The organism is Lacrimispora xylanisolvens, assembly GCF_002934545.1.
Lineage (GTDB): Bacteria > Bacillota > Clostridia > Lachnospirales > Lachnospiraceae > Lacrimispora > Lacrimispora xylanisolvens.
The window spans coordinates 171,732-196,229 of the sequence record NZ_PTJA01000001.1 but is presented as its reverse complement, the minus strand read 5'-3'; the positions used below and the strand labels follow the sequence as shown (position 1 = coordinate 196,229).

The window sequence follows — 24,498 nt, the reverse complement described above, 5'->3', positions numbered from 1 at the left end:
AGAGCTGAAAACCCTTGTAAAATCAAGGTTCCAGCTACCTATTAATAAAAGCGCGAGACGGGACTCGAACCCGCGACCCCGACCTTGGCAAGGTCGTACTCCACCAACTGAGCCACTCGCGCATGAAATATACATTTCACAACACTGGCATTATATCATATACAGTGTAAATTTGCAATATATATCTTAATTTTTTTTATAACAGAAATAATACAAAACAAAGGTGTATTTCAGAAAATTAGGAAACTTTAACAAATCCAGTTTCTTTAATTAAAGCTGGAAACATTACCCATCATCCCTTATTATCTTCCTTGTTTTGTTAATCTTCAAGTGTTATTCTTTTATATTCTAAATCCATCACTTAATATAACCAATTGTTCTGATTTTTCATTGACACCGTAGAGTCGGTTCCGTATAATGCAAGAAATTGGTCATCTGACCAAAAGGGAGGCATGATATGGGTCAAATTTTATCAATAGAAGAACAACCCTGCAGCACTTCAACAGAAGACAGAATTCTGGATGCAGCCCTTACCATCATTCAGGAAAAAACCATCAGCGGATTGAGAATCCGTCAGGTGGCAGAAAAAGCAAATTTGTTTCAATCCAACATTCATTATTATTACAACAGTAAGAAAGAGCTTCTCCTTGCTGTTCAGAAAAAAGTCTTAAACCGTTACCGCGAAATCCGCCAGCAATCCATTCATCAGTCAGGTATTGGTCCGGAAGCGACTCTGGAAGATCGCCTGGACATTTTTATAAAACAAAAGATTTATACAATTCTAATAGATGATAAATACGATGTGGCGGAGCTTGATTTTTGGAACCAGTCCCGCCTGGATCCTGATATGCATCAGGAATTCTGTCTTTCCTATCAGAACTGGAGAACAGAAATCCGGGAAATCGCAGAAACATTTGCACCAGATATGCCCTCGGAAAAGCAGAATCTGATAGCCGGAATTGCGGTTTCATTGCTGGAGGGAGCCGCAGTTCAGTTTCTGGTTGATAAAGAGGCTTTTGACTTAGATTCTTATTTTGCTTATTGCAAATCAATCCTGATCAGAGAGATCAGAGGCTAGGAGGAACCAATGAAGGAATTGCTGAAAATGGAGCAGATTACCAAGCAGTTTGGGGATGTATATGCCAATCGCAATATCAATCTCTCTGTAATGGAGGGTGAAGTACATACTCTGCTGGGAGAAAACGGAGCAGGAAAAAGCACCCTGATGAATATTTTAATCGGCTTATACCAGCCTACTGCCGGAACCATTTATCTGCGTGGTGAAAAAGTGAAAATTGACTCACCAAAGGCAGCGGTAAAAATGGGCATTGGCATGGTACATCAGCATTTTATGCTTGTAGAGGCCATGACTGTATTGGAAAACATTATTCTTGGAAGCCGGAAGGATTCCTCTGTCTTCATAAAAAAGGATCAGGTAAGAAAGGAAATCCTGGCTCTTTCAGAAAAGTATGGTCTTGACGTGGAACTGGACAAGCAGATCACTGAAATCTCCGTAGGAGCCCAGCAGCGTGTAGAAATATTAAAAGCTCTTTACCGGGGAGCGGAACTTCTTATACTTGATGAACCCACTGCTGCGCTCACCGACATTGAAGCAGAAGGACTTTTTTCCATAATCCGGAAACTGACTGGGGAACAAAAATCTGTAATATTTATTTCCCATAAGATGAGAGAGGTTCTTTCCATCAGTGACAGAATTACTATTTTGCGGGCAGGTGAGACCGTCACCACCTTAAACAAAGAGGACACTGATGGCACTCAGCTGGCAAATTTAATGATCGGAAGGGAAATGGTGCCCAGTAATTATAAAAAGGTCACCTCTGACGGAGATGAAGTCCTAAGCTTTCAAAATATCAGCTATCAAAAGCAGCACAAGCACAGCGGCTTAAATCAGGTAAGCCTTACCATACGAAAGGGAGAAATTCTTGGCATCGCAGGAGTTGACGGGAACGGTCAGTCACAGCTTGCGCAGCTTGCAGCCGGAATTATTGCACCGGAAGAAGGAGAGGTCATGTTAAAAGCCTCCCGCGTATCCCGTTTTGCTCCAAATGGCTTTATTCTCTCCCACGTTTCCCATGTTCCGGAAGACCGTAATAAGATGGGACTGATCGGCAATATGACAGTCAGGGAAAATCTGATTTTAAAAGCCACAGAGGAAGCCCGTTTTTCCTATGGACACGGAGCACTCTTAAAGAACAAAGCCATTACAAAATTTGCACTTGAAATGAAGGAAAAAAATGATATCCGCTGCGCCTCCATTGAGCAGGAGGTACGAAACTTATCCGGAGGAAACCAGCAGAAAATTATACTTGCCAGAGAAATGGAAAATGACCCGGAACTTCTGATTGCGGTTCATCCAACCAGAGGCCTGGATATTGGCGCCGCCCGTTATGTTCATGATACTATGGCTGCTGCCAGGGATCAGGGCTGTGCGATTTTGTTAATCAGTGCTGATTTTGATGAAATTCTCAATTTATCAGACCGGATTCTGGTTATGTTCGAGGGTCAGGTCATGGGAACCTACTCAGGAGTTAACCCGCCCATTGAACAAATCTCACTTGCAATGGCAGGAAAGGGGAATTAGGACATGAAGCAAAAAGAAAATTTAATGAAAGTCATCGTGCCCGTGTTATCCATTCTGGTGGCATTTATCATCGGAGGGATTATTATGATCTGCCTGGGTAAAAATCCCTTTCAGGCATATGGATTTCTGTTTTCCGGCGCTTTTGGAAGCAGCAGAAAGATCGCCCAGACCCTTGTAATCGCCTGTCCTTTAATATTTACCGGACTGACTGCAGCATTTTCGTATAAATGCGGTGTTTTTAACCTTGGAGGCGAAGGCCAGTTTGTTATGGGTGCCGTCGCCAGCATCTTTTTTGTAACCAAGACCGGGATCGGAGGAATTGCAGGAATATTGCTCAGCCTTCTCATCGGCGCTGCGGCAGGAGCCGTATGGGGTGCAATTCCAGGAATTTTAAAGATTACAAGAGGCTTAAATGAAATGATTGTCAGCATCATGCTGAATTACGTGGCAACCCTTTTTATGGGTTACGTTTATACCACCCTTTTACGTGACGGAAGTGTACCCCAGACCTTTGCAATCCCTGACAGCACCAAACTGGCAGTTGTATCAAAAAGCTTTCCTGTCCACTGGGGTGTATGGGTTGCTTTATTTCTGGCATTTGCAGGGTATTACTTTTTATTCTATACCTCTAAGGGATTCAAACTGAGGGCAGTGGGCTTAAATTCAACTGCCGCATTTTTCAATGGTTTTCCCGTAAACCGGTATGTACTCTTCTCTTTTATTGCCTCTGGAGCGGTTGCCGGGCTGGGCGGAAGTGTAGAGCTTCACGGAAAACAGTTAAGACTGATGGGGGGATTTGGACAGGGTTTCGGCTTTGACGGAGTGGCAATCGCACTGATTGCCCAGCTTAATCCCATCGGAACTGCTGCAGTTGCATTTATCTTTGCCGTACTTAGAAAAGGGGCAAGTACCTTGCAGACCGGTATGCAGATTCCTACCGCAGTGGTTGATATCATTCAGGCATTGGTAATTATATTTGCGGTGGCTGGTACAGCGCTGCTAAAGCTTCCCGCAATCAGACAATACATAAACAGCCATATGGGGAAAAAGGAGGTTACCAACTGATGGATGCATTTTTCAACATGAATTTTCTCACAGAACTGCTTCTTTCTACCATTCGAATGGCAACTCCCATTCTGTTTGTTGCACTGGCTGAAACCTACTCCGAACGGGCGGGACTGGTCAATATCGGTCTTGACGGAATCATGTCCTTTGGCGCATTAATTGGTTTCTTAATCGGTTATAAAACCGGGAGCCCTACAACCGGTATTCTGGCTGGTGCCCTGTCAGGCGTTGCCATTAATATGATTTATGCATTCTGTACCATCCGTTTATGTGCTCCCCAGATTGTTTATGGTATGGCAATTAATATTTTTGCACCGGCACTGGCTTCCTTTATCTACCGCCTATCCTTTTCCGATACCTCAACACTGATCCAGGGTGTATCCATGAAAGCAATGCCCATTCCGGTCCTTAGCAGTATTCCGGTACTTGGACCTTTGTTTTTCAACCACATACCACTGGTATACATGGCATATCTGCTGGTACCTGTCACTGCAGTGTTCTTTAACAGGACGAAAGCAGGACTTAATTTTAAAGCCGTAGGCGAATTTCCCAAAGCGGCAGAAACACTGGGAATCAATGTTGTGCTTCAAAAATACATTGCCTGCATCATCTGTGGCGCACTTGCGGGAATCGGCGGAGCGTATTTAACCATCTGCTACACCAGCACCTACTCCGAGGGAATTGTGGCAGGCCGTGGGTTTATTGCTCTTTCAGCTGTTATATTCGGGCGTTGGATGCCTTCCGGTGTATTGTTAGCCTGCCTGCTTTTTGGATTTTGTGATGCACTGCAGATCCGGCTCCAGCTGTTAAGTCCGTCCACCCCCTACCAGCTTCTCCAGATGATCCCCTATCTGTGTACCCTGTTTGTTCTTGCATTTTTCGGAATACGAAAAAGCGGACCAAAAGCCAACGGACAGCCCTATTACAGGGAAGAACGATGATGATAATTCCAGGACAGCCCTGCGATTATATATTTTTTCAAACATAAAAGGAGGATTTATTATGAAAAAGACTATGAAAACAGCATCTCTTATCATGGCCGCAGTCCTTACAGCCATGAGCCTGGCCGCATGCGGCAGCGCGGCTGCACCAACAAAAGCGGCAGGCTCATCAGCAGAAACTTCTGCAGCGGAGACCACAAAGGCAGAAACCACAAAAGCAGAAGAAACAAAGGCTGCTGACTCATCAAAAGCATCCGGCTATAAAGTGGCCATGGTCCTTGACTCTTCTGTTTCTGACGGAGGCTGGGGCGCAAGCTGCTATCAGGCTATGGTAAATGCAGCAAAAGACAGCGGCTGGGAAACTGTGTATACAGACAATGTAGCGACTGCTGATTTTGCCACAGTTATGACCGATTACGCAGAACTGGGTTACAACCTGATCTTCGCACCAGGCAATCAGTATACCGATGCAGTTAAGCAGGTAGCAGAAGAATATCCGGACATCAAGTTTGCTCTGTTAAATGGTACTGTTGAAACAGAAAACATCACCTCCATTCTTCCTGATGCAAAGCAGATCGGTTACATGGCAGGTGCTCTGGCAGGTCTTATGAGCAAGACCAACAACATCGGATTTATCGGCGGTATGGAGCTGGATACCACAAAGGCGAAGCTGGAATGCTATGAAAAGGCAGCCAAAAAAGTAAATCCTGATATTAAAGTTTCCTCTGCTTATGCAGGCTCTTTCAGCGATACTGCCAAGGGTAAGGAAATCGCTTCCTCCATGGTTTCCACCTATGATGTTGACGTTATGTTTGGTGATGCCTCCGCAGTTGATACCGGAGCACGGGAAGCACTGGCCGGATCAGAGGGCAGATACGATATCGGTCAGCCAGGTGATTTAGGTTCTGCTGATCACAAAATTATCATCTGCTCTGTTGTGACCGACAACGCGGCTTTATTAAAAGCCTGTATGAAGGATGTGGAAGCAGATACCTTTGGCGGCAAAACCATCTACGGTGATTTAAGCAACGGATGCTTAAGTATCGGAACATTTTCCAATTTAGTTCCACAGGATATTCAGACACAGTATAAAGAAATAGTTGATCAGATTAAGGCAGGAACCTTTATTCAGTAATTAAAAATCCCCGTGAAAGCAAGTATGGAAATACTTCTCTCACGGGGATTTTCCTGTCTTTTAAAACGGGAATCTTTCTAACTATACATAATGAACAGAATTGGGGAATCCTGATGATCGGTTACTGCATATTATTTTTTAAGTGCAAAGGAATTAAAGAAAGTGTCAATTTCCGGTGTTCTTTCTCCTGATTCAGACACTGCCTGAAGCTGGTAAATATAATCTCCTGTGATATATACTCTGTGATAGAAGACGATGGTATCAGATCCCAGCGGAGCACTGTATTTTAATTCTTTACCCTGGTATTCTCCAAGGGTAATATCCTTGCTGTCCTCAATGGTATAGGGAATATTAGCAACTGCGCCTTCTAACATAGCGGCAGGATCTCCTGACGCACCCTCAGGTATGACACTGTACATAACATTATAAAGCGCATCTTCCTGCTCAAGCATATAAGAATACAGATCGATTGTGGTTCCTTCAGAAGAAGCTGACTGCTTCATCTCTTTGGGTGTTCCCGGGTAGCTGGCTGTAAATAATCCGTTTGGATCTTCAAATGCTGTGAAAGCGTCTGCGCTGGCTTCAGCTGCTTTGCTTTCTTCTGTTGTTGCCTCTGTTGTTACCTGTGATTCAGCAACAGTTGTTTCTGTTGCAACGGCTTCTGCCTTTTTACCGCAGCCTGCAAGTGCTGCAATTAATAAACAGGCCAGTAAGATAGAATAAATTCTCTTTTTCATAATTTCTCCTCGTCAATTGGTATTGGCAATCCCCCTGCTTTTATATGTAAAATCGAAAGCAGTAAAATTATAGCATAAAATCCCAGTGGTAACAACCCGTTAATTTTTTAAATATTAATTAAGATTTTTGTAACGAATATTTTCATTCCATGAATGTCATGATTTTATCATAAGGGTTTACCAAATAACAAAATTCATGGTATAATATAGGAAGAAATATGCCGTCTCAATACGGCAGAACGGAGTTTTACATGTCACTCATACCGTTTCAAAAATTACCGCCCAGAAGGCATACGGAAGATGCAAGACAGTATGCGTACCGGATCATACGGCATTTTATTTTAAATCTCCATCTTCCTCCCGGAAGAAAGATGAACGAAGTAGAACTGGCAGATGCGTTAAATATCAGCCGGACTCCTGTCCACGATACTCTGTACAAGCTTTCCAGAAAAAATCTGATTGATATTATTCCTCAGAAAGGTGCGTTTGTTTCAAAGATCGATACTGCTCGGATCGAGCAGACCTTATGGATTCATAAGCAGCTTGGAACAGCCATGATCCAGAATATCTTTATCCGGAATGTCAAGGGCACTCAGTTTGATATCCTCTATCACCATTTACGGGAGCTGGAGGACTATTTAGCTCAGGGAGATTTATCCCACTCCGTCCGGTTAATTACTGATTATTACCATCTTCTTTATGAACTGGGAGGAAAGATGAATTATATATGGGAGGCTGTGCAGAAAGCCGGTATGGATCTTCAGAGACTTTTATATCTGGCTGCGTCAGATTCTTCGGTTACAGAAGATTTTATAAAGGATCTTACGTCTCTTACCGATGCACTGGCTGCAAGAAACACCGATCGCGCATGCACCATCTACCGTCATCATTTATCCCGGATACAGCTTCTGATCCCACCTTTGCAGGAGTGTTATCCGGATTATTTTCTTGAAAGCCAGCCAGGTTATGATACGGCGGCATCCTACTATCAGAAAGGAATCAGCTACGATGAATGATTGTATACAAACCAGATTTGCCCTGACTGGAAAAAAGGCTCTGATTGCCGGAGGCACAGGCGGGCTTGGAAGTTCCATTGCAAAAGCATTTCTTCAAAGCGGAGCCGATGTTGCCGTCTGCGGAGGGCATCCGGAAAAGGCCGGTTTTTTAAGAGAAACAGCAGACAGGGAAGGCAGACGACTTCTCACTCTCGGCTGTGATATTACAGATCGCCATAAGGTAGAAGAAATGATGGACGAGATTAGCCGGGAATTTTGCAGCCTTGATATCTTAGTGAACAGCGCGGGTATGAACCGGCTGATTCCAGCCGAAGATTACGAAGAAGAAGTGTTCGCACAGGTTATGGATTTAAATGTGCTTGGAATTCATACAGTAACCCGGGCTGTGGGAAAACGTTTTATGATCCCATCTGGATACGGACGGATTTTAAATCTGTCATCGGTAAAAGGCCTTATTGGAACCGGACAGGATTACCTGGCTTACTGCACCAGCAAAGGGGCTGTGAATATGTATACCAAACAGCTTGCCTGCGAATGGGGCAAATACGGAGTCACATGTAACGCCATTGCCCCAACCTTTGTCCGGACCCCTATTAACGCCTTTCAGCTGGATGATCCTGAGTTTTACCAGACTTTAACGAAACGGATTCCTTTGGGACGAATTGGTCAGGAAGAAGATATTGCGGCAGCTGCGGTATTTTTATGCAGCGATGCCTCTTCCTTTGTAACTGGACAGATTCTTGGTGTAGACGGCGGTTTAACCGCTATGCAGTAAAGGTCACATAAATCAGAATATAAGAATTGATGGAGGAATCGATTATGATTTTCGGAAATATTTATAGTTCCATGTTAAAAGAACAGCTTGCCATTCTGCCTGCTCCTCTTAGCTGCGCGATCCGTTATCTGACCGAGCATGATATGGCAGCCCATGAACCAGGGGTGTTTACTATAGATTTAGATGGTATCCCGGTAATTCTTCAGGTGCTTGACTTAAAGACCGGTGACCGGAGCGGACTTCGTCCTGAAATTCACAGAAAGAATATTGATGTACAGTTTCTCGCCTGCGGCGGTCCGGAAGAGGCCGGCTTTTACACAGATGACGGCAACGGGCAGGTTGAAGAGAATCTTCTTGATACTCCAAGAGATATTCTTTTTTATAAAAATGATCCCGCCGCTGAGGAAGGCCGGATTCATATGATACCGGGAACTTTTGCCATTTATTTCCCCTGGGATGTGCATATTCCTGCAATTCAATCAGGGGATACAAAGTCTTCCATCAGAAAGATTGTAATTAAAGTACCGTTAGATAGCTGCCTGCCGGACAGTACCCGTTAGGAGGTCACCAAATATGGAATTAAACCATTATCTGGAGACGCTTTCTTTGAAAGATCCGGATCAGAGACGCAATGCGCTCAGGGAAGTTCTTGTAAAGGAGCATCTGGATTTTGATCTACAGGAGGATCCTCCTTCCCAAAAGGCTCCAAGAGGGATTTATAACTATATTCTGGCACCATGGAACAGTGATCCCGGTCCTCTTTTCTGTGCTCATTATGATGCAGTGCCCGGCAGCTTTGGCGCCAATGATAATGCTGCTGCTTTGTGCATACTCATCACTCTTGCGGGAAAACTGAAAGAAGAGAATTTTCCTGCAAGATTTGCATTTTTTGATGGGGAAGAAACCGGTAATACCGGGAGCAGACTCTATGCTGCTTCCATGAATCATCAGGAGATAACAGGAGTTATTAATCTGGATGTGTGCGGTTATGGGGATACCATTGCGGTTAACAGCCGGGGATATGAACGAAAGCCGGGAGTGGAAGCATTTTGCAGAAAAGAAGTCCTGGCAGACCATAACGGTGTGCTTGTAAAATATCTCCCGGGAAGTGATGAAGCTTCCTTTTCCGGCAGCCGGACTCCGGCAATCAGTATTGCCAGCGTTCCAAGATGGGATATCCAGTATCTAAATGCTCTTTCCAGGATGGGCAGTGGTTTATTAGGCAGACCCCCGGAATTTCATATGATCCTGGATCAGATGGAGATTTCCACTACCATGCACGGCGGATACCGGGATACTCCGGAATGGGTTGAATTAGCAGCCATGAATCGGATATACGATTATTTGACCGATGCACTTCACAGGTCTTTTGATAAAAAGAAAAGGTTCCTTCTGTTTTAATAAGCAGAAGGAACCTCTTCTTTTAGAGAGAGAGTGGGGTTTTAAAAATCAAATGTAAGAATAATCTTGCGGATAGATGGATCATGACTATCCACAAAATCAAAGGCCTCCTGAGCCTTAATAAGCGGGAATGTGTGGGAAACAGAACCGGTCAGATCCAGTTTTCCCTCCTGAATCAAATTAATAGCTTTTCCAAACATTTTATTCTGAAGTCTGGAGCCTCTCACATCAAGCTCCTTGGCTGTTATGGCAAACTGATTGATCTCTGTGGGGGCAGTTGAAAATCCCATGGTGATAACCTTTCCTGCGTTTCCGGTGGCATTTAAAAGGCGGATCAGGGAATCCTTGTTGCAGACAGCATCGATGGATACGGTGGCTCCATGCATATGGGTGTATTCTTTTACTTTCTCCACAAGATCCTCATTTAATACGTTAATCGTGTATTTTGCACCATTTGCTTTCGCCGTCTCAAGCTTATCATCCTGAATATCAGCGACTATTATGTGATCGCAGATTTGACTGGCAATCTTTAAAATAGAGCTTCCAAGAGCACCGGAGCCGTAAATAAGAAGCATATCGTCTTTTTCCAGTTCTGCTCTGGTGCAGGACTGTATGGCAATGGTGGTTGGTTCAATCATAACCGCATCCCGGTCTGATATGGAATCAGGCAGAATATAGCAGTCAGCTTCCGGTACCGCGATAAACTCCCGATAGCCTCCGTCAATATGAACGCCCCTTACCTTTAAATGATCACAGACATTGCCTCTTCCCTTCCTGCATGGATAGCAGTGTCCGCAGCTGGTAACCTGGTTAACAATGACTCGGTCACCCACTTTAAGTTTCTGAACAGAGGCACCGGTCTCTGCCACGACACCTACCATCTCATGTCCGATAATTCTTGGATATGTTGCTGCTGCGTTGGTTCCGTGGTAGATACCAACGTCTGAACCGCAGATTCCGGCAGCTGTCATTTTTACAATCACATTGTTTTCTTCATCAAGAACAGGTTTTTCTATATCAATTACCTTTAATTCTCCCGGTTTTACAATCTGTACCGCTTTCATATGATTCATCTCCTTTATGTCTTAGCGTACCTCCAGATATTTGGAAAGAATCTCATCCATTTCTTCTTTCCGGCTTTCTGTCAATGGCAGCATGGGCTTTCTTACTTCACCGGCTGGAATCCCCTGATTGGAAACGATGTACTTTAAGTTCGCACAGAGACCGTTTTTCAAAAGCACATCCAAAATGTTGTTGGATTTGGTCTGAAGAGCTCTGGCTTCTTCCTCTTTTCCTTCCAGGTACAATTCCATGATCCGTTTGAACTGGGGCAGCATAAAATTGAAGCTGCTTCCAATAAATCCATCACAGCCAAACGCAAGAAATGCCACCATGGAGCTTTCAAAACCTCCGTAACAGATGATGTCGGAATTTATGTTTTTGATCCGTTCCATCTGAAGAAGATTTAAATTGGTGTGCTTGATTGCTCCAATTGCTCCGGATTTTATAAGTTCTCTGGTCTCCGGATTATTTAGATCCAGCTCCCTGTGAGTGCTTGATGGGATATTATAGTAGAGGACGGATTCCCCCACTGCCTGGGCAATATCGTAATAGTATCCTGCAATTTCCTTCTCCGAAAATCCAAAATACAAAGGCGGTGTTGCCGCAATGCCGCGAATTCCAAGTTCCTTTGCTTTCTTTGCGTAAAAAATGGCTTCCTCAGTGCTGATGGCACCTACATGTGCATAGAGATCACAGCGGTCTTTTAACTCCGATGCCAGTTCAAAGGAACGGATCCGTTCTTCTCTGGTTAACAGAAAGCACTCACCGGAGCTTCCTCCGATAAAGAAGCCGTCTGCACCTTCTGTAAGGTTTCTTTCCCAAAGCTGTCTGGCTGAAGTTTCGTTGATTTTACCCTGTCTGTCAAATGGTGTTATTGAAGCAACAATTAATTTTTTCATGTTAGTATGTCCCCCTGACATTTAAATGAACCCCATATTGTCCCGGTCTGATTCCGGATTGAAATAAAAAACGGGTGTCTCAAAAAGCAGATAGCATGCTGTATTCATTCACACTGACTCTTTGGGACACCCTCCCTTCTCTTGAGCAAATTACCGTTGTTTTCCTTCCAAAGCATGTACCATTTCCACTACAAACTCGTGGGTCGGAACAGGTATCCCGCATTTACCAGCTGCTCTTACAACGGAACCGCTGATCATATCCACCTCAGTTTTCCGTCCATTCTGTATATCAGCACGAATTGAGGTACATCCATTTGGTGACATTTCTGATGTCTTTTTTACTTTTTCTATAATTTCTTCTGCATCTGCTTCCAGACCCAGACCATGAGCCACAGCCACCGCTTCGCGGATCAGTCGGACTGTCATATTCCAGGCATGGTCATTGGCAGCAATGTATCCCATGTCTACCTGCAAAATACCGGTAACTGCACTTAAGGAAACATTGGTAAACAGTTTGTTCCAGATCAGCTGCTGGATATTGGAATGAATCTTCACGGAAAAACCGCAGCATTCAAATTCCTCTTTTAACCTGGGAAGAAATCCATGACTGTCTTCTGTGAGCATTCCCACATTGGTATTTCCCGTTCCGCCTCTCCTGATCAATCCAGGACCCAGAACTGCTCCGTTGTCTTCTGTTGTGCCAATAATAATGTGATCCGTGGGAGCAAATTCTTCCAGAATGTCTTCATGACCGGAACCATTTTGCAGCGTCATTAAATAGGTATCTTTCCCGATCAGGTTCTTACCTGATACAAGCGCATCCCTGGAGTACAGAGATTTCACAAAAAGAAGTACCAGGTCCATAACTGGAAGGCCTTCTGCAGAAGTGACTGCATTGGGCTGGTATACGTTTTCTTCCCCATTTTCCTGAAGTCTGATTCCTTCCTTCTGGATATGTTCTACGATGGCAGGGGAAGTATCAATCAGATAAACTTCATGCTTTTGGGACAGGTGACCACCATAGATGGAACCCATGGCTCCAGCCCCGATTACTGCAATTTTCATGTCCATTCACCTTCCGTTATCTGGAAAACTCTGCAATACCCTCAATGGCATAAGCACGAATCGGGCAGGAATCAAGACCTTTGATCGGGATTGGTGTATAGGACATAAAGAAGGTGTCGGTTGTCAGCTCCTCTAAATTCTTAAGCACTTCTAAGAACACCACATCAACCTCCATTAAAACATCATGGAATGCAGAAACATCGGTGTTGTTGCTTTCGATGGAAACGCCATCGCCGAATCCCACACATTTCACTTTCTTCTCTTTCAGCCACTCAGCTGTTTCACGGCAGATAAAAAGTCTCTTATCCTCTTCTGTGTTGGAAGCTGGAGTAAATGGAGGCAGCTTATACTGGGAATCCAGAATTACGATATCGCCTTCTTTAATGCGGTCGCCGCAGGCTTTCTCTAAATCTTCTGCCTTAATTTTTCCGTTGGGCTCCATATGGGTTATGCTTACGTAAATAGCGCGTCCCATAAATGTGCTGATTGGAAGACCCTGAACATCAGTCCAGTTATCGTTGTGGTGATACGGACATTCTACATGGGTTCCTAAATGGCTGGTTAAATCCATGATGGTATGGAAATCCGGAATCGGGCCGCCTGTGTTAAAACGGAATAAATGGCACCGTCTTGATTCGGTAGCCGGATCCAGCTGCTTTGTTAAATCGATTACTCTTAAACCATTTCCTAATTGTGATACGCTCATTTGATTTTCCTCCTGCGAGATAAAATATTATTTTTCTTACTGCTACTATTATACCTGTATACCGGTATACCGGTCAATCATTTTTTGTTGACTTGTGAAATTTTCTAGGGTATGATAGGCTAAAACCCATGAAAGGAGTTTTTCATGTACGATAGCGGTTCCCTGCAGTCACAGGCTTATAATACCATCAAAGAACAGATTTTATCCAAATCACTGGACTCCGATCTTTTATATTCAGAGACCAGACTTGCAAAAGAACTTGGAATTTCACGGACTCCCCTTCGGGAAGCTCTCCAGTGCCTTTCCCAGGATGGCTACATCACCATCATTCCCAGCCGGGGATTTAAAATTCGCCGTCTTGATAAAGAAACCATGCGTGAATCCATCGAAGTCCGCTGTGCCATTGAAGGTTTCTGCGTTCATCTCGCTGCTTCATTAAGAGGAGACGAACGGTTTACAACTCTCCTTAAGGAGATGGAAGAATCTCTTAAGAGACAAAAGGCCGCGCTGACTTCAGACAACTTCCCAGCCTCATTTACGGAGGAGGACCATCAGTTTCATATGCTTCTGGTCCATTTCGCCAGGAACAGTGAATTTGACCACTTATTCCAGCGCCTCCTTTATATGATTCATCTGACCACAGCCAATGCCCTTACTGTTACAGGGCGGACACAGGCCACCTTAGAGGAACATGAAAATTTTTATCAGCAATTAAAGGACGGAAATACCGATCAGGCTTATCAGGTTTTAATTGCTCATTTAATGATGCCTCTAGGCATGAATCTTATCTGATATAGGCAAGCTGCTACAGAGCCACCTTTACTACTACTTTTTTGACCTGGCAGGGAACTCCTGCCACGCAGCGGGGCTTATGAGCATCCTCAGGTGCAACGATGATCAAGTCTCCCTCTTCCAGAAGTACACTGCCGCTCAGTCCCGGTTCTTCATAAAAGATTAAGTCGTTCTCCTCCCGGCGTTCCTTAACAGTGAGTCCTTCCCGTTTGCACACACCAAACTGCTCCCTGCCGGAAACTACGTACTGGATATCGAAGAACTTTTCATGAGTTTCAAATGAAGCCTCATCTGGAGAAATTGTGGTGTACTCCTGAACATTTGCTACAACCTGGTCACCAGCAATGGGATAGCTTCCCGGCTGAAGGGATGCGATATCCGTTGATCTCAGCCATTCATAGGCCTTTGTAAATTTTTCTTCCAGATAATTATATTTCTCTGCAACTGTGATATTAGAAAACAGCATAATCTTCTCCTCTTTCCGCTTAACAGGGCTGTGTTTTATTTGCTTGCAATATCTTTTGTTTCTAAGTTTCCCTCAGAGATGGCAACGATCTGATCCCAGATCAGTTCATCCACATTGACTCCGTTTTCCATACTTTGCTTTCTCGTCTCTATGGTACGCTCGCCTGGACAGGTAACTTTGCCGCCCTCTTTTTCCGGATGGCTGGCATCTGCAGCTGCTACTCTCTTGTTTAACATTTCCTGAATTTCTTCCCTGGTGCCGAACAGATATGGATCGTAGGCAATGAAGATCTGACAGCAGCCGGTACAGCTTCCTCTTCCTTCTTCATCCAGATTCAGACCGCTTTTTCCGTTAGCCATAAGAGCAGCCGCCAGATCCAGAGCGATGGCCATGGAGCTTCCCTTCCAGTAACCGGTAGGAAGAATTCGTTTGCTCTCCTCAATTGCTCCCGGATCATCGGTTAAATTGCCTTCTTTATCAAAGCCGCCTGGGAAAGGAAGCTTTTTGCCTGCCAGACGGTAAACTCCAAGCTTTCCGTAAGCATACTGGCTCATTGCCATATCAAGTACGATGGGGCCGTCTTCTCTTGGAACTGCAATACAGAAAGGATTGTTTCCTACGCCCGGTTCATCGCTTCCCCAAAGCGGCATACAGCTTTCCGTATTAATCCAGCTCATTCCCATAAATCCTGCTTCTGCCATTCTCCATGCATATGTGCCGCCACGCATCCAGTGAGTGGTATTTTTTAATGCAACACAGCCGATTCCGTGAACTTTGGCAAGCTCCATGGCACGGTCTGCACAGAAAAGAGCATTGGTAATGCCGATTCCCAGATGTCCGTCATAATTTTCTACAGCACCCTTGCCACCGATTAATTCCGGCTCACCTTCCGGATCTACCAGACCGCCTAATACATACTCCACAAAACGGGGAACACGGTTTAAGCCGTGGCTTTCCACACCGTCTGCACTGGACTGGGCATGAATTTTTGCACAGATTTCCGCCTTTTCTTTGGAAAGTCCTGCCTGCAAAAGTGCTTTCTCTACGGTTTCTTTTACTTTTTCATAAGGAACTTTTATACTCATATCTTCTCCTTTTCTCCTGCCTTTTTTTATACTGTCGTTTCTTCACCCAATGAAGGTTCCTGTGGGGCGGGTCTGGGTACTCTCTTTGCAGCCTGCATCATCTCTTCATACAATCCGCTTGCCTCTTCCGGAGAATAGCCATAAACCAGAAACACATCCATCAGATACGGAGAATAACTGATTTTCATAATTTCCTGGGCAAATCCCATTGCTGCAATCTCACTAAAAGCAATTACATTGGAATCGTTATGAATGAATCCCAGAGACCAAAGTCTTATTTTCTCCGTTTTTGTGAAAATTTCATGCTTATATCGTTCTTCTACAAAATGAAAGAGTTCGTGAGCCAATAAAAGTCTGCTTACATCAAGCCCTTCTGTCAAAACCTGAGTTACTTCCGGTTTTGAAAACAGTCTGGCAGCTTTGTTGACTGCATCCATATAAATACAGATCTTGTCAGGCACCCGGAATTCTGCAAACAGAACACGGTCCGTCTTTTCCGGAAATTCCGGATAAGAAACGTTCATACCCATGGCTTTTGCCAGTTCCTTTGGATCCTGGGTTCCATATTCTCTGCATACAATACCGGCATATTCTTTTCCGCATGCGAGGCTCTTTTCCATCCATTCCCTGCGCTGGTCATCATTAAATTTTCCGTTCAGAGGCTCTCTGGAAAATGCATAGCCATACCATTCCCATGGTTCTATTACAGCCAGATCAGAAAGCATGTCCCCGATGGGGCGGATTGGGAAATGGGGACGTTCATATCTTTGCTGGCTTGGTCTGCCTAAAAGCCCCGCCCCAATGGGTTTTAAGGCTTCCCTGAATTCTTCTTTTGTCATAATTTTTAACTTTCTCTAACGGATGCGATAATCAGGACTTCCTCTTCCGGCTCCCGATCACCCAGATCCAGACTCATTAACAGCATAACCTGCTCTAAATCTACAGCGCTGTAATCACTGACTCTTGGTCCTACGCAGACATAAAAGTCCGGGCGCAGTACGGTATCTGTTTTAAAGACTGCATTCTCATTCCAGATCTTTTCAACGGTTTCCTCATAGTTCTTAATATGGCATTTCTCCACCACACCATCAGAACACTGAACCTTGATGAATCCCTTCTTATCCACGATTCTAAGGGGTGATTTTCCTTCTCTGCTGCCCTGGTATACAAAGAATTTATCGGTCTTATCTGCCAGTCTGATATCGGTAACTTTGGGACCAAAATCTTCTTCTGCCAGTTTGCGTGCTTCTGGTTCATCGCATTCTTTTAACAGATCGGTTGTCTTAACTTCTGTGGAACCGGTAGCAATGGCGGTTACCTTACCGGTCTGATTGTCAATTTCAATATGAATTTCCACTGTATCTGGAGAAGCACCGGAACTAACTGCAAGATCTGCCGCTTCTTTCTTTAAATCCCTGATGTCTTCCTGGCTTGGATTTGGAATAACACGTTCTACCACATCACGAACCATGGATAAAGCTACACCAATGGAGGAAATTACTTCTGCATTCTCCGGAATGCTGTACTGAAGTCCCATCTTCTCTGCACAGTAAGGTACTAAGGAAGCAGCTCCGCCTCCACAGCCAACCAGTCTCATGCTGTCATGATCCAGCTTATATTTATCTGCCAGAGCATTGATACAGGCACTTACCTTTTCGTAATCCTTATCAAGAATCTGAGTCGCAAGCTCTTCCACTGTAATTCCAAGTTTGTCTGCCACCGGCTTCATCGCCTTGCGTGCAGATGCCGCATTGCCGTGTGCAAAATACTTCTCGTCGATCAGTCCAAGAACATTGGCTGCATCTGTGTTTGTAAAACAGATTTTCTTTCCGTTCTTTAAACGAAGAGTTACATAATCAGCTGGATCTCCCGGCTTTGGACTTACCAGTTCGATCTGGGGATCCTCAATTTCTTCTTCCGGTAAAAAGCATGCATATTCGCAGCCTGCAATATGAGCAGAACGAGGGCCGACGTCTACAACAGCCTTGTCACTGATACGAACCATGGATCCGCCTGCACAGCCTAAAATTCTTACGTCCAGGGAGTTAATGTACGTATCATGACCACCGATTTTCGCATAATCCACACCTGGACGGCCATTCTTAATCACACCGATGTTGGTAGTGGTTCCTCCTACCTCGAAGTAGATGGCATTGGAAGCACGAAGATACATCAAAGATCCCATAACAGAAGCAGCCGGGCCGGAAAGAGCCGTGAGAATGGGACGCTTCCGCATCTCATTGATTTCCATAACGCCGCCATCACCTCTCATGATCATTAACGGAACTGTGATTCCTGCCGCACGAACCGAACTTTCTGTGGCATTTGCAGTAGACATCATCTTTGGAAGTATGGATGCATTAATTGCAGCCGTACGGGTACGGCGGGTCAGTCCATACAGTTTTGTAATATCAGAAGCCATTGTTACCGGCACATTTTTCTTCTTTGCACAGTCGTGGATGCGAAGCTCCTCATCCATGCTGTCTACACCAAACGCCATAGAAGCCACTACTACCTTGGCTCCCTGGTCCAGGAGTTCGCTGATGTTCTGATTAATGACATCCTCAGTCAGCATTTTCTTCTTAATAAACGTATTATAAACCTTGATCATACGTCCTACTTTTTCATCCAGCACAATATCTTTCAGCGCCAGCTGACGTTTTGCCAGAAATCCTTCCAGACCGCCTCCGGCAACGCCTACCACACCCACCGTAGCAACGTCGCCTTCAATAAAAGCATTGGTCGCCTGAGTGGTTGAATGGGCTACGAAAACTACATCTTCCGGTGAAATATTACTTTCCCGCATACAGTTTCTAAAACTCTGTACAACACCGGCAGCAACGCCATCTTTATCATCATGTGTGGTCTTCACTTCATTTTTCCCAATAATTTCATGGGTTTCATTGTCCATGGCTACGCATTTGGTATAAGTTCCGCCTACGTCGATGCCCATTCGGACTGCTCTGTGTTCACGCTCTGCCATTGTATTCCATTCCTTTCCAGATAGATAAGTCAAATTTTACTAACAAGATTTTCATGTACTGCTCCTCAATTACAAATTGTTGAAAAGCGTCCGGGTGCGCAGGGGGCGCGCCCGGACAGGGGTTATCTTTTGGGGTTTTGAGAGTTCGTCTCCTTGTCCGAGACTGTTATTAAGACAGGAACCATGCAGCGCCAAGTCCACCTAACATAATGAATGTAGCTACATACTGCAGCACTCCGGCAAAATATGCATTGGGAATGGAAAGCTTTAAGAAGTCTCGTGATTCAACCTTCGAATAAGCAAGTCCCCATGCAACCCATGACTGAGTAATACAGCTTCCGATATTTACGGTAATAGTCGGAATTGCAAATACCGCATAGAGGAATGGAACTGAGAAAGATGCAACATTGGAAAGCACACCAAGTGTTGCTGCGCCGCAGCCTACTAAGGTCATTGGTCCACGGAACAGACCCATGCAAAGAAGTAATGCGAATACAATACAAACAACAATCTCGCTTCTTGGCATTACATTTCCAAGAATCACCTTGAAGTAAGGAGAAGCAAGTGCTGCAACTGAGTTAAACATAGGAAGGGTAAGAAGGAATCCTACCAGCGGAGCGGTATCAACCACACCGTCATAATAAAGCTTGTTTACAAGCTGACAATTCTCTTTGAAGCTTCCTTTCATTCTTCCGCAAAGGAACAGTGCGAGGAAACCAGCAATTACGAAACCTCCGATTACGGAGAAGTCCAGCCAGATTTTTAATACAACCGGTACTACCGGAAGGATTAAGGTATAAAATGGTGCATTTTTCTGCTCGGAAGCAGCGCCTCTTGTCTGAGCAGCCCATGCATGAACTGTTTTTGCACGCTTTAAATAGAAAGCAGCCAGAACAGTCGTAATAACCAGCATGATAATCAGAGCAGCATAGCCCCAGTGAGCAGCATACCAGCCCAGTGTAAAATCAGGCATCTCGTCTGGTTTTAAGAAAAACGCACGATACTGTGTGAAGTTAACCGGATTGATATAAATACCTGCTGCAACGGATCCCATGAATGTAAACAGAGCCACAGATTTTGGAATTCCGAGAGACATAAGAATCGGAAGTACGATAACACCGATTGCAATTACCGGGCCTGCACCTGTCATGGCAGTAAAAATAAGAGCAGTTACTACATTTAAAAGTGCTACTGTTACAAATGGCTTATCTCCGCCTAATTCAACTGTCTTACGGATCAGGGTTGATGCAATTCCGGTATCCATAAGTACACGGCCAAACCATGCACCCCAGCATACGTTTACCAGAGTTGTTCCCCAGCCTTCTGGTGCTGACTGATAAATCTTATTTAAGGCAGCAATCAGAGTATTGTCTTTTCCAAACTGCAGAATTGGATTGGAAGCAAGAAAAGACTCGCTTACAAACAGTGTTCCTCCAAGTGGAAGAATGGTCCAAAGAAGAGTAATCAGCAAGAAGCCGATCATCAGGTTATGGCCTTTGATACAGTAATACGCCAAACCAAAGAATGAAATTAATAATATAATACCAATAATGTACTCCACAATAATACCTCCTATAACTTTTTATTCCCCATACTGCTGATAATAGTTAACCGGTCTGCCAATGAGCAGCCTATTCTCAAAACCTGGATTCCCCGCTCCTTTCCTCTCATATGGTATTTCTATTTCTAACCGGGCCTGCTTCCTATGCCTGTCCGGAAAAGAACTGTGGATAAATATCCCGAAGTGTGCCTGCATTCCATAAAATCGTGTTAAAATGGTTGGCACAGATCAGGCTGGCTGCTTCCGCATCCTTTCTCCTTAAATTATCAAGGAGAAGCCGTCCTTCTACCTGAACATGTTCCCAACTGGTCAGAGAAGACATATCAATGCGGTAGTTGAATGTAGTAAATTGAAGATAGTTTAAACGCAGCAGATCTGAGTCAATGGTTCTAAATACCTCCCAGGTATATTCCCGACCGCAGAAAGCGGATAGAAGATAATGTACCTGCTGCTCTATCACCAGAAATTCCAGGGGATTTTCTTTATTTATCTCCAATTTCTGTCGATTTAAAACCTCTTCCAGCTGTTCAAATTGATTATCAGTTAATCCTTTGCGGCAAATCTCCTCAATCATGGCCTGTTCCAATACAGTATGTGAAAAAACAACCTGTCTGATCCGCTCTAAATCAAGTAAAGTTACTTCCGTACCACGCTGCGGATAGACTACAATGTATCCTTCTTCAACCAGCTTTGAAAGTGCATCTCTAACCATGGTCCGGCTGGCATTCATCTGACTTGATAGTGTATTTTCACTGAGTCGTTCTCCCGGTTTGATCGTCAGATTCAGTATCTGCATTCTCAGTTGATTATAGATATCATTTCTCTGGTTACCTTTTTCTGGTTCCAATTCTGGCATTTTTATTCTCCTTACTATCAACGGATATGAAATGCATACAAGTATTCCGATTCGTTAATATTGCATATCAGTATCCCGCCAAATGCATATCAGTTAGCATTTGCTACTTTGCAGTGGTCTTCCTTTTTGTAAAATATAACACATCTATTTTTGAAAATCAACTATAATTTTCATATTTTATACAGCGTTCGATAGTTTTTCTCCAATATCGACGTGTTTTTGCACAACTCTTTTTTAAAAACCTCCTATTTTTACCCTCGTCAAGATTGCATACAAGTTGTTTTTTCTTTATTTTTGCGTATGACTGGTTAATTTTGGATGAAAAAACAGACTTTGACAATGTATTAAAACTGTCAAAGCCTGTTTCTTATCTCTTATTTCAGGTTGCCCTGTCCGCCAGTCCCATTAGGCGAAATACATGTTACACTTCTTCAATCTCTCTGATTTTTCGATACAGGGTAGATCTGGAAATCCCCAGAATATCCGCTATATCAGTTTTTGAATACCCACGCTCCAGCATGATTTTTATCTGTTCCTTGGACATTTCCTCCAGCCCGCTGTAACCAGGATCATTTTCAGGAATCAGATTCTTGTCTCTTAATTCCTCAACAGTTACTCTCCCAGAGAACTCTGCTGCAATCCGTTCAAGAATAATCTCCATACTGTGCTTTCCAATCTCAGTAAAATGATTTCTTAAATATGTAAGCAGTTCTGCAGACAGCTCCACGCCTTTATTATCATAAAGCCTCCTGTAATAATTGAGACCAGACGTTACATAACCCCGGAATTTTACCATATCTTTCTCCATTCCTTCAAAGCTGATCTTATAACGGGCAATAAGGCGGTATAATTCAGAGGAAAACAGCTGCTGTTCCACCAGAGATTCCAGTTCCCTGTCGACGCAGAATAAAAACCTGACATTGGAACGTACCGATTTATCATGGGTTTTAAATTTACCAGTCTTCATAAAATCAGCAATATAATGCTGAATATACAATGGCATTTTTTCCGGCTGGACAATTACCACCGTACAACCGTCTGCATTTTTTAAGACTCCGTACTCATCCATCATATAGATTTCAAATAAATCCCTGTAAAGATTATCGGAATAAACCACATACAGATCATGAAGATTTCGTTCCGAAGTGTTAAAAACCGCTTTGGCAAGAAGAAGGTTTAACTCATTATCCGAACTCTGAATAAGTAGATTATGGTTTGTTTTTGCCATTTCCCTAGCCATTTGAAGTTCCTGGGCAGTGAAGTACTTTTTAAGCCAGTCAAACGTCACCAGGGAGCCCTGTTCCGATATGTTAATCCGTTTTACAAAATCACTCTGTGGTTTAAAATAAAACAAAGTCCCGAATTCCGTATCGCTTAAATAAATCTTTTTACTGGAAACCACACCATGAAACAGATGGCCTTTCATCTCAAAAGTCAGCCGTTCATTGCTAATATCCTGGTGGTTTTTAAAATAGTCCTCTATCAATTGAAACGGAAACAGTTCCTCCATGTTGCTTCCCAGCATGTCCTTATCCAGATGAATTACATCGCAGAAACGCTTGTTAACATGAATGATATTTCCGAAATAGTCAGTGTAAATAACCGCCTCAAACATTTTGTCTATAATGGCCTCAATTTCTTTTAAGCGGTTTTCCAATCGGATGGTTCTTGTTTCATTTTCTATCTTTCCGGAAATAAGCTCCGCAAAATTCTCCAGAAATGAAACGGTTGAATCCAGGCTTTCAAATAAAAACTTGGCTCTGTGCCTGGTTAAAATAAGAGCAAGGGCACCCACTGCCTGATTATCAACCCTTATGGGTACTCCTACAAAACTGCTCATTTTACATTCCCGGTACTGATCGCATTTGCGGCAGCCGGCAAGACGTGATTTGTCTTCCACAATCACATTTCTGTTTTCAATTAATATGGTGGATATAATGGTGCCGATCCTGATATCGGTATAAAGGTTTAAGTATTTAAAGGAGCTTCCCACTATGTTCATATTGGTATCTATAATCAGTATGTCTGTATCCAGTGTATCAGAAATAATTCTTGCCAAATGATTGGTATAACCTCCAATTAACCCCAACAGGCTTTTCTCCATTCCCACACCTCACAAATATTCTTTTATAAACGCCAAACAGGGATGCTGTATTCGTACAACAACCCTTTTGGTGAAACAGTCTGATTCTGTTTATTAATCCTGATTCTTATTGAAGGTTACCTCACAGATGGAATCACCCTTTGCAATGGTTTTTCCCAGATGGAAGGTGAAGTCCTCAAACTGGGAGCAGATTCCCCGGTCTCCATCCATGGCAATTTCACACATCTCTGCAATCAGTTCCTCGTCATCGGTCAGCTTTCTCCATGCAGCTACAAGCGGGCAGTGGTGAAAGGTGATTTCCAGCTTGTCATCGGTGCATTCTGTATCCATCTCGAAGATGTTTCTTACATTGTCACTGACAAATTCCTTCTCAAAAGCTTTTAAGTCACTGGTCTTTGTATATTTGTTCTGACCATGGAAGCAGCCGCATTTCTTAATGGCATCATGAGCAAATTCACTATCTAACCCTCTTTTCTTAGCCTCTGTGAACATATAGTAGAACCAGGTGGCTCTATGCTCGATTCCGTCCCGTAAATCCTTAATGTGCTGACCTCTGTCTTCCGGTATGTTGCTGTACATAACTGTTCCTCCTTAGAAATTAATTTTTTCTTTTATGCAATTCATTAACGTTCCGATTTGATATGACATGGTAACTGCTCCCGGATCCAGGTGTCCAAGCCCTTTATTGGCCTGATAAGTTGCTCTTCCCTTCACCGCTTCCATGTTTTTTGTATTCTCGGCACCGTCAACGGCTGCCTGTTTCACAATTTCACAGATTTCCAACTCACTGATGCCATCAGAAATCCCCTTCTTATATGCCATGACTGCCGGTCCAAGGCTGTCAATCATGGTTTTAAACCCTTCTTTTGCCTGCCCTCTGGAGATAATTGCCTCCAGCATGGCTTCCAGACTGTCACAAACTCCCTGGCAGTCCAATGTCTCTCTGCCCTTTACCGCTTTGGCTGCCGCGAGGTACGCAGATCCGTAAAGCACTCCGGAGGAACCTCCGATTACCGCCATCATGGTCTTGCCAATTTCCTTAAATTCCTCGCTGATGGGAAGCTGCCCCAGTTCCTCAGATTTCTCAACCAGTTTTTCAAAGCCCATATTAATATTGGACCAGTGATCCCCGTCTCCAGTTGCCAGATCAAGCTCTGTCACATAGTCTCCGTTTTCATGAATCAGTTCATATGCTTTCTTTATGTAATCCGCATAATCCTTACCCGTTAATTCAAATCCCATCTTTT

General features: G+C 43.8%; 24 protein-coding genes and 1 tRNA gene. 10 read left to right on the top strand and 15 right to left on the bottom strand.

The genetic code is table 11. From position 1 onward, the window contains the following. Positions 1-49 precede the first annotated feature (49 nt). Positions 50-122 (bottom strand) — tRNA-Gly (locus BXY41_RS00965). Between the two features lie 335 nt (positions 123-457). Here BXY41_RS00965 and BXY41_RS00960 point away from each other — a divergent pair. From BXY41_RS00960 to BXY41_RS00940, 5 genes are all read left to right on the top strand, one after another. Beyond that, entirely contained in the window at positions 458-1,078 is a 621-nt protein-coding gene (locus BXY41_RS00960) for a TetR/AcrR family transcriptional regulator (protein WP_104433641.1), read from the top strand. A 9-nt stretch (positions 1,079-1,087) separates the two neighbouring features. Then, positions 1,088-2,602, top strand: a complete 1,515-nt coding sequence (locus BXY41_RS00955; RefSeq protein WP_104433638.1) for an ABC transporter ATP-binding protein — start codon at positions 1,088-1,090, stop codon at positions 2,600-2,602. Positions 2,603-2,605: 3 nt separating this feature from the next. After that, on the top strand, positions 2,606-3,667 hold the full coding sequence (locus tag BXY41_RS00950) for an ABC transporter permease (RefSeq protein ID WP_104433636.1): 1,062 nt from the start codon (positions 2,606-2,608) through the stop codon (positions 3,665-3,667). Beyond that, positions 3,667-4,608, top strand: coding sequence for an ABC transporter permease (locus BXY41_RS00945; protein WP_170072123.1), 942 nt, complete (start codon positions 3,667-3,669; stop codon positions 4,606-4,608). The genes BXY41_RS00950 and BXY41_RS00945 overlap by 1 nt, the downstream gene beginning before the upstream one ends. 61 nt (positions 4,609-4,669) lie before the next feature. Beyond that, positions 4,670-5,743 (top strand): BMP family protein, encoded by a 1,074-nt coding sequence (locus tag BXY41_RS00940; RefSeq protein WP_207657046.1) that lies wholly within the window; start codon positions 4,670-4,672, stop codon positions 5,741-5,743. 131 nt (positions 5,744-5,874) lie between these two features. On the opposite strand, the gene BXY41_RS00935 is transcribed toward BXY41_RS00940, so the two are convergent. Then, positions 5,875-6,480 carry a hypothetical protein gene (locus BXY41_RS00935; RefSeq protein WP_104433634.1) on the bottom strand — a complete coding sequence of 202 codons (606 nt, stop codon included), beginning with the start codon at positions 6,478-6,480 and terminating at the stop codon, positions 5,875-5,877. Between the two features lie 218 nt (positions 6,481-6,698). Here BXY41_RS00935 and BXY41_RS00930 point away from each other — a divergent pair, with 218 nt between their 5' ends. The 4 genes from BXY41_RS00930 to BXY41_RS00915 are packed head-to-tail and all read left to right on the top strand — an operon-like array spanning position 6,699 to position 9,672. Continuing rightward, positions 6,699-7,496, top strand: a complete 798-nt coding sequence (locus BXY41_RS00930; protein ID WP_242980005.1) for a GntR family transcriptional regulator — start codon at positions 6,699-6,701, stop codon at positions 7,494-7,496. Further along, positions 7,489-8,271 (top strand): SDR family NAD(P)-dependent oxidoreductase, encoded by a 783-nt coding sequence (locus BXY41_RS00925; RefSeq protein ID WP_104433632.1) that lies wholly within the window; start codon positions 7,489-7,491, stop codon positions 8,269-8,271. Before BXY41_RS00930 ends, BXY41_RS00925 begins: the two co-directional genes overlap by 8 nt. A 44-nt stretch (positions 8,272-8,315) precedes the next feature. Continuing rightward, a complete protein-coding gene (locus BXY41_RS00920) occupies positions 8,316-8,831 on the top strand; it encodes a NanQ anomerase/TabA/YiaL family protein (protein WP_104433630.1) in 516 nt (171 codons plus the stop codon). Between the two features lie 13 nt (positions 8,832-8,844). Continuing rightward, on the top strand, positions 8,845-9,672 hold the full coding sequence (locus BXY41_RS00915; RefSeq protein WP_104433628.1) for a M28 family peptidase: 828 nt from the start codon (positions 8,845-8,847) through the stop codon (positions 9,670-9,672). A 41-nt stretch (positions 9,673-9,713) separates the two neighbouring features. Here BXY41_RS00915 and BXY41_RS00910 read toward each other — a convergent pair whose 3' ends face one another. The 4 genes from BXY41_RS00910 to BXY41_RS00895 form a co-directional block, all read right to left on the bottom strand. Next, positions 9,714-10,736 (bottom strand): zinc-binding alcohol dehydrogenase family protein, encoded by a 1,023-nt coding sequence (locus BXY41_RS00910; protein WP_104433626.1) that lies wholly within the window; start codon positions 10,734-10,736, stop codon positions 9,714-9,716. Positions 10,737-10,757: 21 nt separating this feature from the next. Further along, entirely contained in the window at positions 10,758-11,633 is an 876-nt protein-coding gene (locus tag BXY41_RS00905) for a dihydrodipicolinate synthase family protein (protein ID WP_104433624.1), read from the bottom strand. A 150-nt stretch (positions 11,634-11,783) separates the two neighbouring features. Continuing rightward, the gene (locus BXY41_RS00900; RefSeq protein WP_104433622.1) at positions 11,784-12,698 is read right to left on the bottom strand and encodes a ketopantoate reductase family protein; all 915 of its coding nucleotides are present in this window, start codon (positions 12,696-12,698) and stop codon (positions 11,784-11,786) included. 16 nt (positions 12,699-12,714) lie between these two features. Continuing rightward, positions 12,715-13,404, bottom strand: coding sequence for a cyclase family protein (locus BXY41_RS00895; protein ID WP_104433620.1), 690 nt, complete (start codon positions 13,402-13,404; stop codon positions 12,715-12,717). Between the two features lie 144 nt (positions 13,405-13,548). Here BXY41_RS00895 and BXY41_RS00890 point away from each other — a divergent pair, with 144 nt between their 5' ends. Continuing rightward, the gene (locus tag BXY41_RS00890) at positions 13,549-14,196 is read left to right on the top strand and encodes a GntR family transcriptional regulator (RefSeq protein ID WP_104433618.1); all 648 of its coding nucleotides are present in this window, start codon (positions 13,549-13,551) and stop codon (positions 14,194-14,196) included. A 13-nt stretch (positions 14,197-14,209) separates the two neighbouring features. Here the strand turns inward: BXY41_RS00890 and BXY41_RS00885 are convergent, their stop codons facing one another. The 9 genes from BXY41_RS00885 to dhaL all read right to left on the bottom strand — a co-directional run bounded on the left by BXY41_RS00885 (position 14,210) and on the right by dhaL (position 24,493). Then, positions 14,210-14,662, bottom strand: coding sequence for a NanQ anomerase/TabA/YiaL family protein (locus BXY41_RS00885; protein WP_104433616.1), 453 nt, complete (start codon positions 14,660-14,662; stop codon positions 14,210-14,212). A gap of 35 nt (positions 14,663-14,697) precedes the next feature. Continuing rightward, entirely contained in the window at positions 14,698-15,747 is a 1,050-nt protein-coding gene (gene yiaK, locus BXY41_RS00880; protein ID WP_104433614.1) for a 3-dehydro-L-gulonate 2-dehydrogenase, read from the bottom strand. A gap of 26 nt (positions 15,748-15,773) precedes the next feature. Further along, positions 15,774-16,586 carry a hypothetical protein gene (locus BXY41_RS00875; RefSeq protein ID WP_104433612.1) on the bottom strand — a complete coding sequence of 271 codons (813 nt, stop codon included), beginning with the start codon at positions 16,584-16,586 and terminating at the stop codon, positions 15,774-15,776. Between the two features lie 5 nt (positions 16,587-16,591). Then, a complete protein-coding gene (locus BXY41_RS00870; RefSeq protein WP_104433610.1) occupies positions 16,592-18,730 on the bottom strand; it encodes a hydantoinase/oxoprolinase family protein in 2,139 nt (712 codons plus the stop codon). A gap of 169 nt (positions 18,731-18,899) precedes the next feature. Beyond that, the gene (locus tag BXY41_RS00865; protein ID WP_104433608.1) at positions 18,900-20,291 is read right to left on the bottom strand and encodes a citrate transporter; all 1,392 of its coding nucleotides are present in this window, start codon (positions 20,289-20,291) and stop codon (positions 18,900-18,902) included. 142 nt (positions 20,292-20,433) lie between these two features. Beyond that, on the bottom strand, positions 20,434-21,147 hold the full coding sequence (locus tag BXY41_RS00860; protein WP_104433606.1) for a GntR family transcriptional regulator: 714 nt from the start codon (positions 21,145-21,147) through the stop codon (positions 20,434-20,436). A 421-nt stretch (positions 21,148-21,568) separates the two neighbouring features. Continuing rightward, the gene (locus BXY41_RS00855) at positions 21,569-23,251 is read right to left on the bottom strand and encodes a helix-turn-helix domain-containing protein (RefSeq protein WP_104433604.1); all 1,683 of its coding nucleotides are present in this window, start codon (positions 23,249-23,251) and stop codon (positions 21,569-21,571) included. 93 nt (positions 23,252-23,344) lie between these two features. Next, on the bottom strand, positions 23,345-23,830 hold the full coding sequence (locus BXY41_RS00850; protein WP_104433602.1) for an L-2-amino-thiazoline-4-carboxylic acid hydrolase: 486 nt from the start codon (positions 23,828-23,830) through the stop codon (positions 23,345-23,347). A gap of 12 nt (positions 23,831-23,842) precedes the next feature. Beyond that, complete coding sequence (gene dhaL / locus BXY41_RS00845; protein ID WP_104433600.1) at positions 23,843-24,493, bottom strand: dihydroxyacetone kinase subunit DhaL; 651 nt, start codon at positions 24,491-24,493, stop codon at positions 23,843-23,845. Positions 24,494-24,498 lie beyond the last annotated feature (5 nt).

Bases quoted from the DNA above. Each gene is read 5' to 3' on its own strand.
- BXY41_RS00960 (WP_104433641.1), top strand. From the start codon at position 458: ATGGGTCAAATTTTATCAATAGAAGAACAACCCTGCAGCACTTCAACA.
- BXY41_RS00955 (WP_104433638.1), top strand. From the start codon at position 1,088: ATGAAGGAATTGCTGAAAATGGAGCAGATTACCAAGCAGTTTGGGGAT.
- BXY41_RS00950 (WP_104433636.1), top strand. From the start codon at position 2,606: ATGAAGCAAAAAGAAAATTTAATGAAAGTCATCGTGCCCGTGTTATCC.
- BXY41_RS00945 (WP_170072123.1), top strand. From the start codon at position 3,667: ATGGATGCATTTTTCAACATGAATTTTCTCACAGAACTGCTTCTTTCT.
- BXY41_RS00940 (WP_207657046.1), top strand. From the start codon at position 4,670: ATGAAAAAGACTATGAAAACAGCATCTCTTATCATGGCCGCAGTCCTT.
- BXY41_RS00935 (WP_104433634.1), bottom strand. From the start codon at position 6,480: ATGAAAAAGAGAATTTATTCTATCTTACTGGCCTGTTTATTAATTGCA.
- BXY41_RS00930 (WP_242980005.1), top strand. From the start codon at position 6,699: ATGCCGTCTCAATACGGCAGAACGGAGTTTTACATGTCACTCATACCG.
- BXY41_RS00925 (WP_104433632.1), top strand. From the start codon at position 7,489: ATGAATGATTGTATACAAACCAGATTTGCCCTGACTGGAAAAAAGGCT.
- BXY41_RS00920 (WP_104433630.1), top strand. From the start codon at position 8,316: ATGATTTTCGGAAATATTTATAGTTCCATGTTAAAAGAACAGCTTGCC.
- BXY41_RS00915 (WP_104433628.1), top strand. From the start codon at position 8,845: ATGGAATTAAACCATTATCTGGAGACGCTTTCTTTGAAAGATCCGGAT.
- BXY41_RS00910 (WP_104433626.1), bottom strand. From the start codon at position 10,736: ATGAAAGCGGTACAGATTGTAAAACCGGGAGAATTAAAGGTAATTGAT.
- BXY41_RS00905 (WP_104433624.1), bottom strand. From the start codon at position 11,633: ATGAAAAAATTAATTGTTGCTTCAATAACACCATTTGACAGACAGGGT.
- BXY41_RS00900 (WP_104433622.1), bottom strand. From the start codon at position 12,698: ATGAAAATTGCAGTAATCGGGGCTGGAGCCATGGGTTCCATCTATGGT.
- BXY41_RS00895 (WP_104433620.1), bottom strand. From the start codon at position 13,404: ATGAGCGTATCACAATTAGGAAATGGTTTAAGAGTAATCGATTTAACA.
- BXY41_RS00890 (WP_104433618.1), top strand. From the start codon at position 13,549: ATGTACGATAGCGGTTCCCTGCAGTCACAGGCTTATAATACCATCAAA.
- BXY41_RS00885 (WP_104433616.1), bottom strand. From the start codon at position 14,662: ATGCTGTTTTCTAATATCACAGTTGCAGAGAAATATAATTATCTGGAA.
- yiaK (WP_104433614.1), bottom strand. From the start codon at position 15,747: ATGAGTATAAAAGTTCCTTATGAAAAAGTAAAAGAAACCGTAGAGAAA.
- BXY41_RS00875 (WP_104433612.1), bottom strand. From the start codon at position 16,586: ATGACAAAAGAAGAATTCAGGGAAGCCTTAAAACCCATTGGGGCGGGG.
- BXY41_RS00870 (WP_104433610.1), bottom strand. From the start codon at position 18,730: ATGGCAGAGCGTGAACACAGAGCAGTCCGAATGGGCATCGACGTAGGC.
- BXY41_RS00860 (WP_104433606.1), bottom strand. From the start codon at position 21,147: ATGCCAGAATTGGAACCAGAAAAAGGTAACCAGAGAAATGATATCTAT.
- BXY41_RS00855 (WP_104433604.1), bottom strand. From the start codon at position 23,251: ATGGAGAAAAGCCTGTTGGGGTTAATTGGAGGTTATACCAATCATTTG.
- BXY41_RS00850 (WP_104433602.1), bottom strand. From the start codon at position 23,830: ATGTACAGCAACATACCGGAAGACAGAGGTCAGCACATTAAGGATTTA.
- dhaL (WP_104433600.1), bottom strand. From the start codon at position 24,493: ATGGGATTTGAATTAACGGGTAAGGATTATGCGGATTACATAAAGAAA.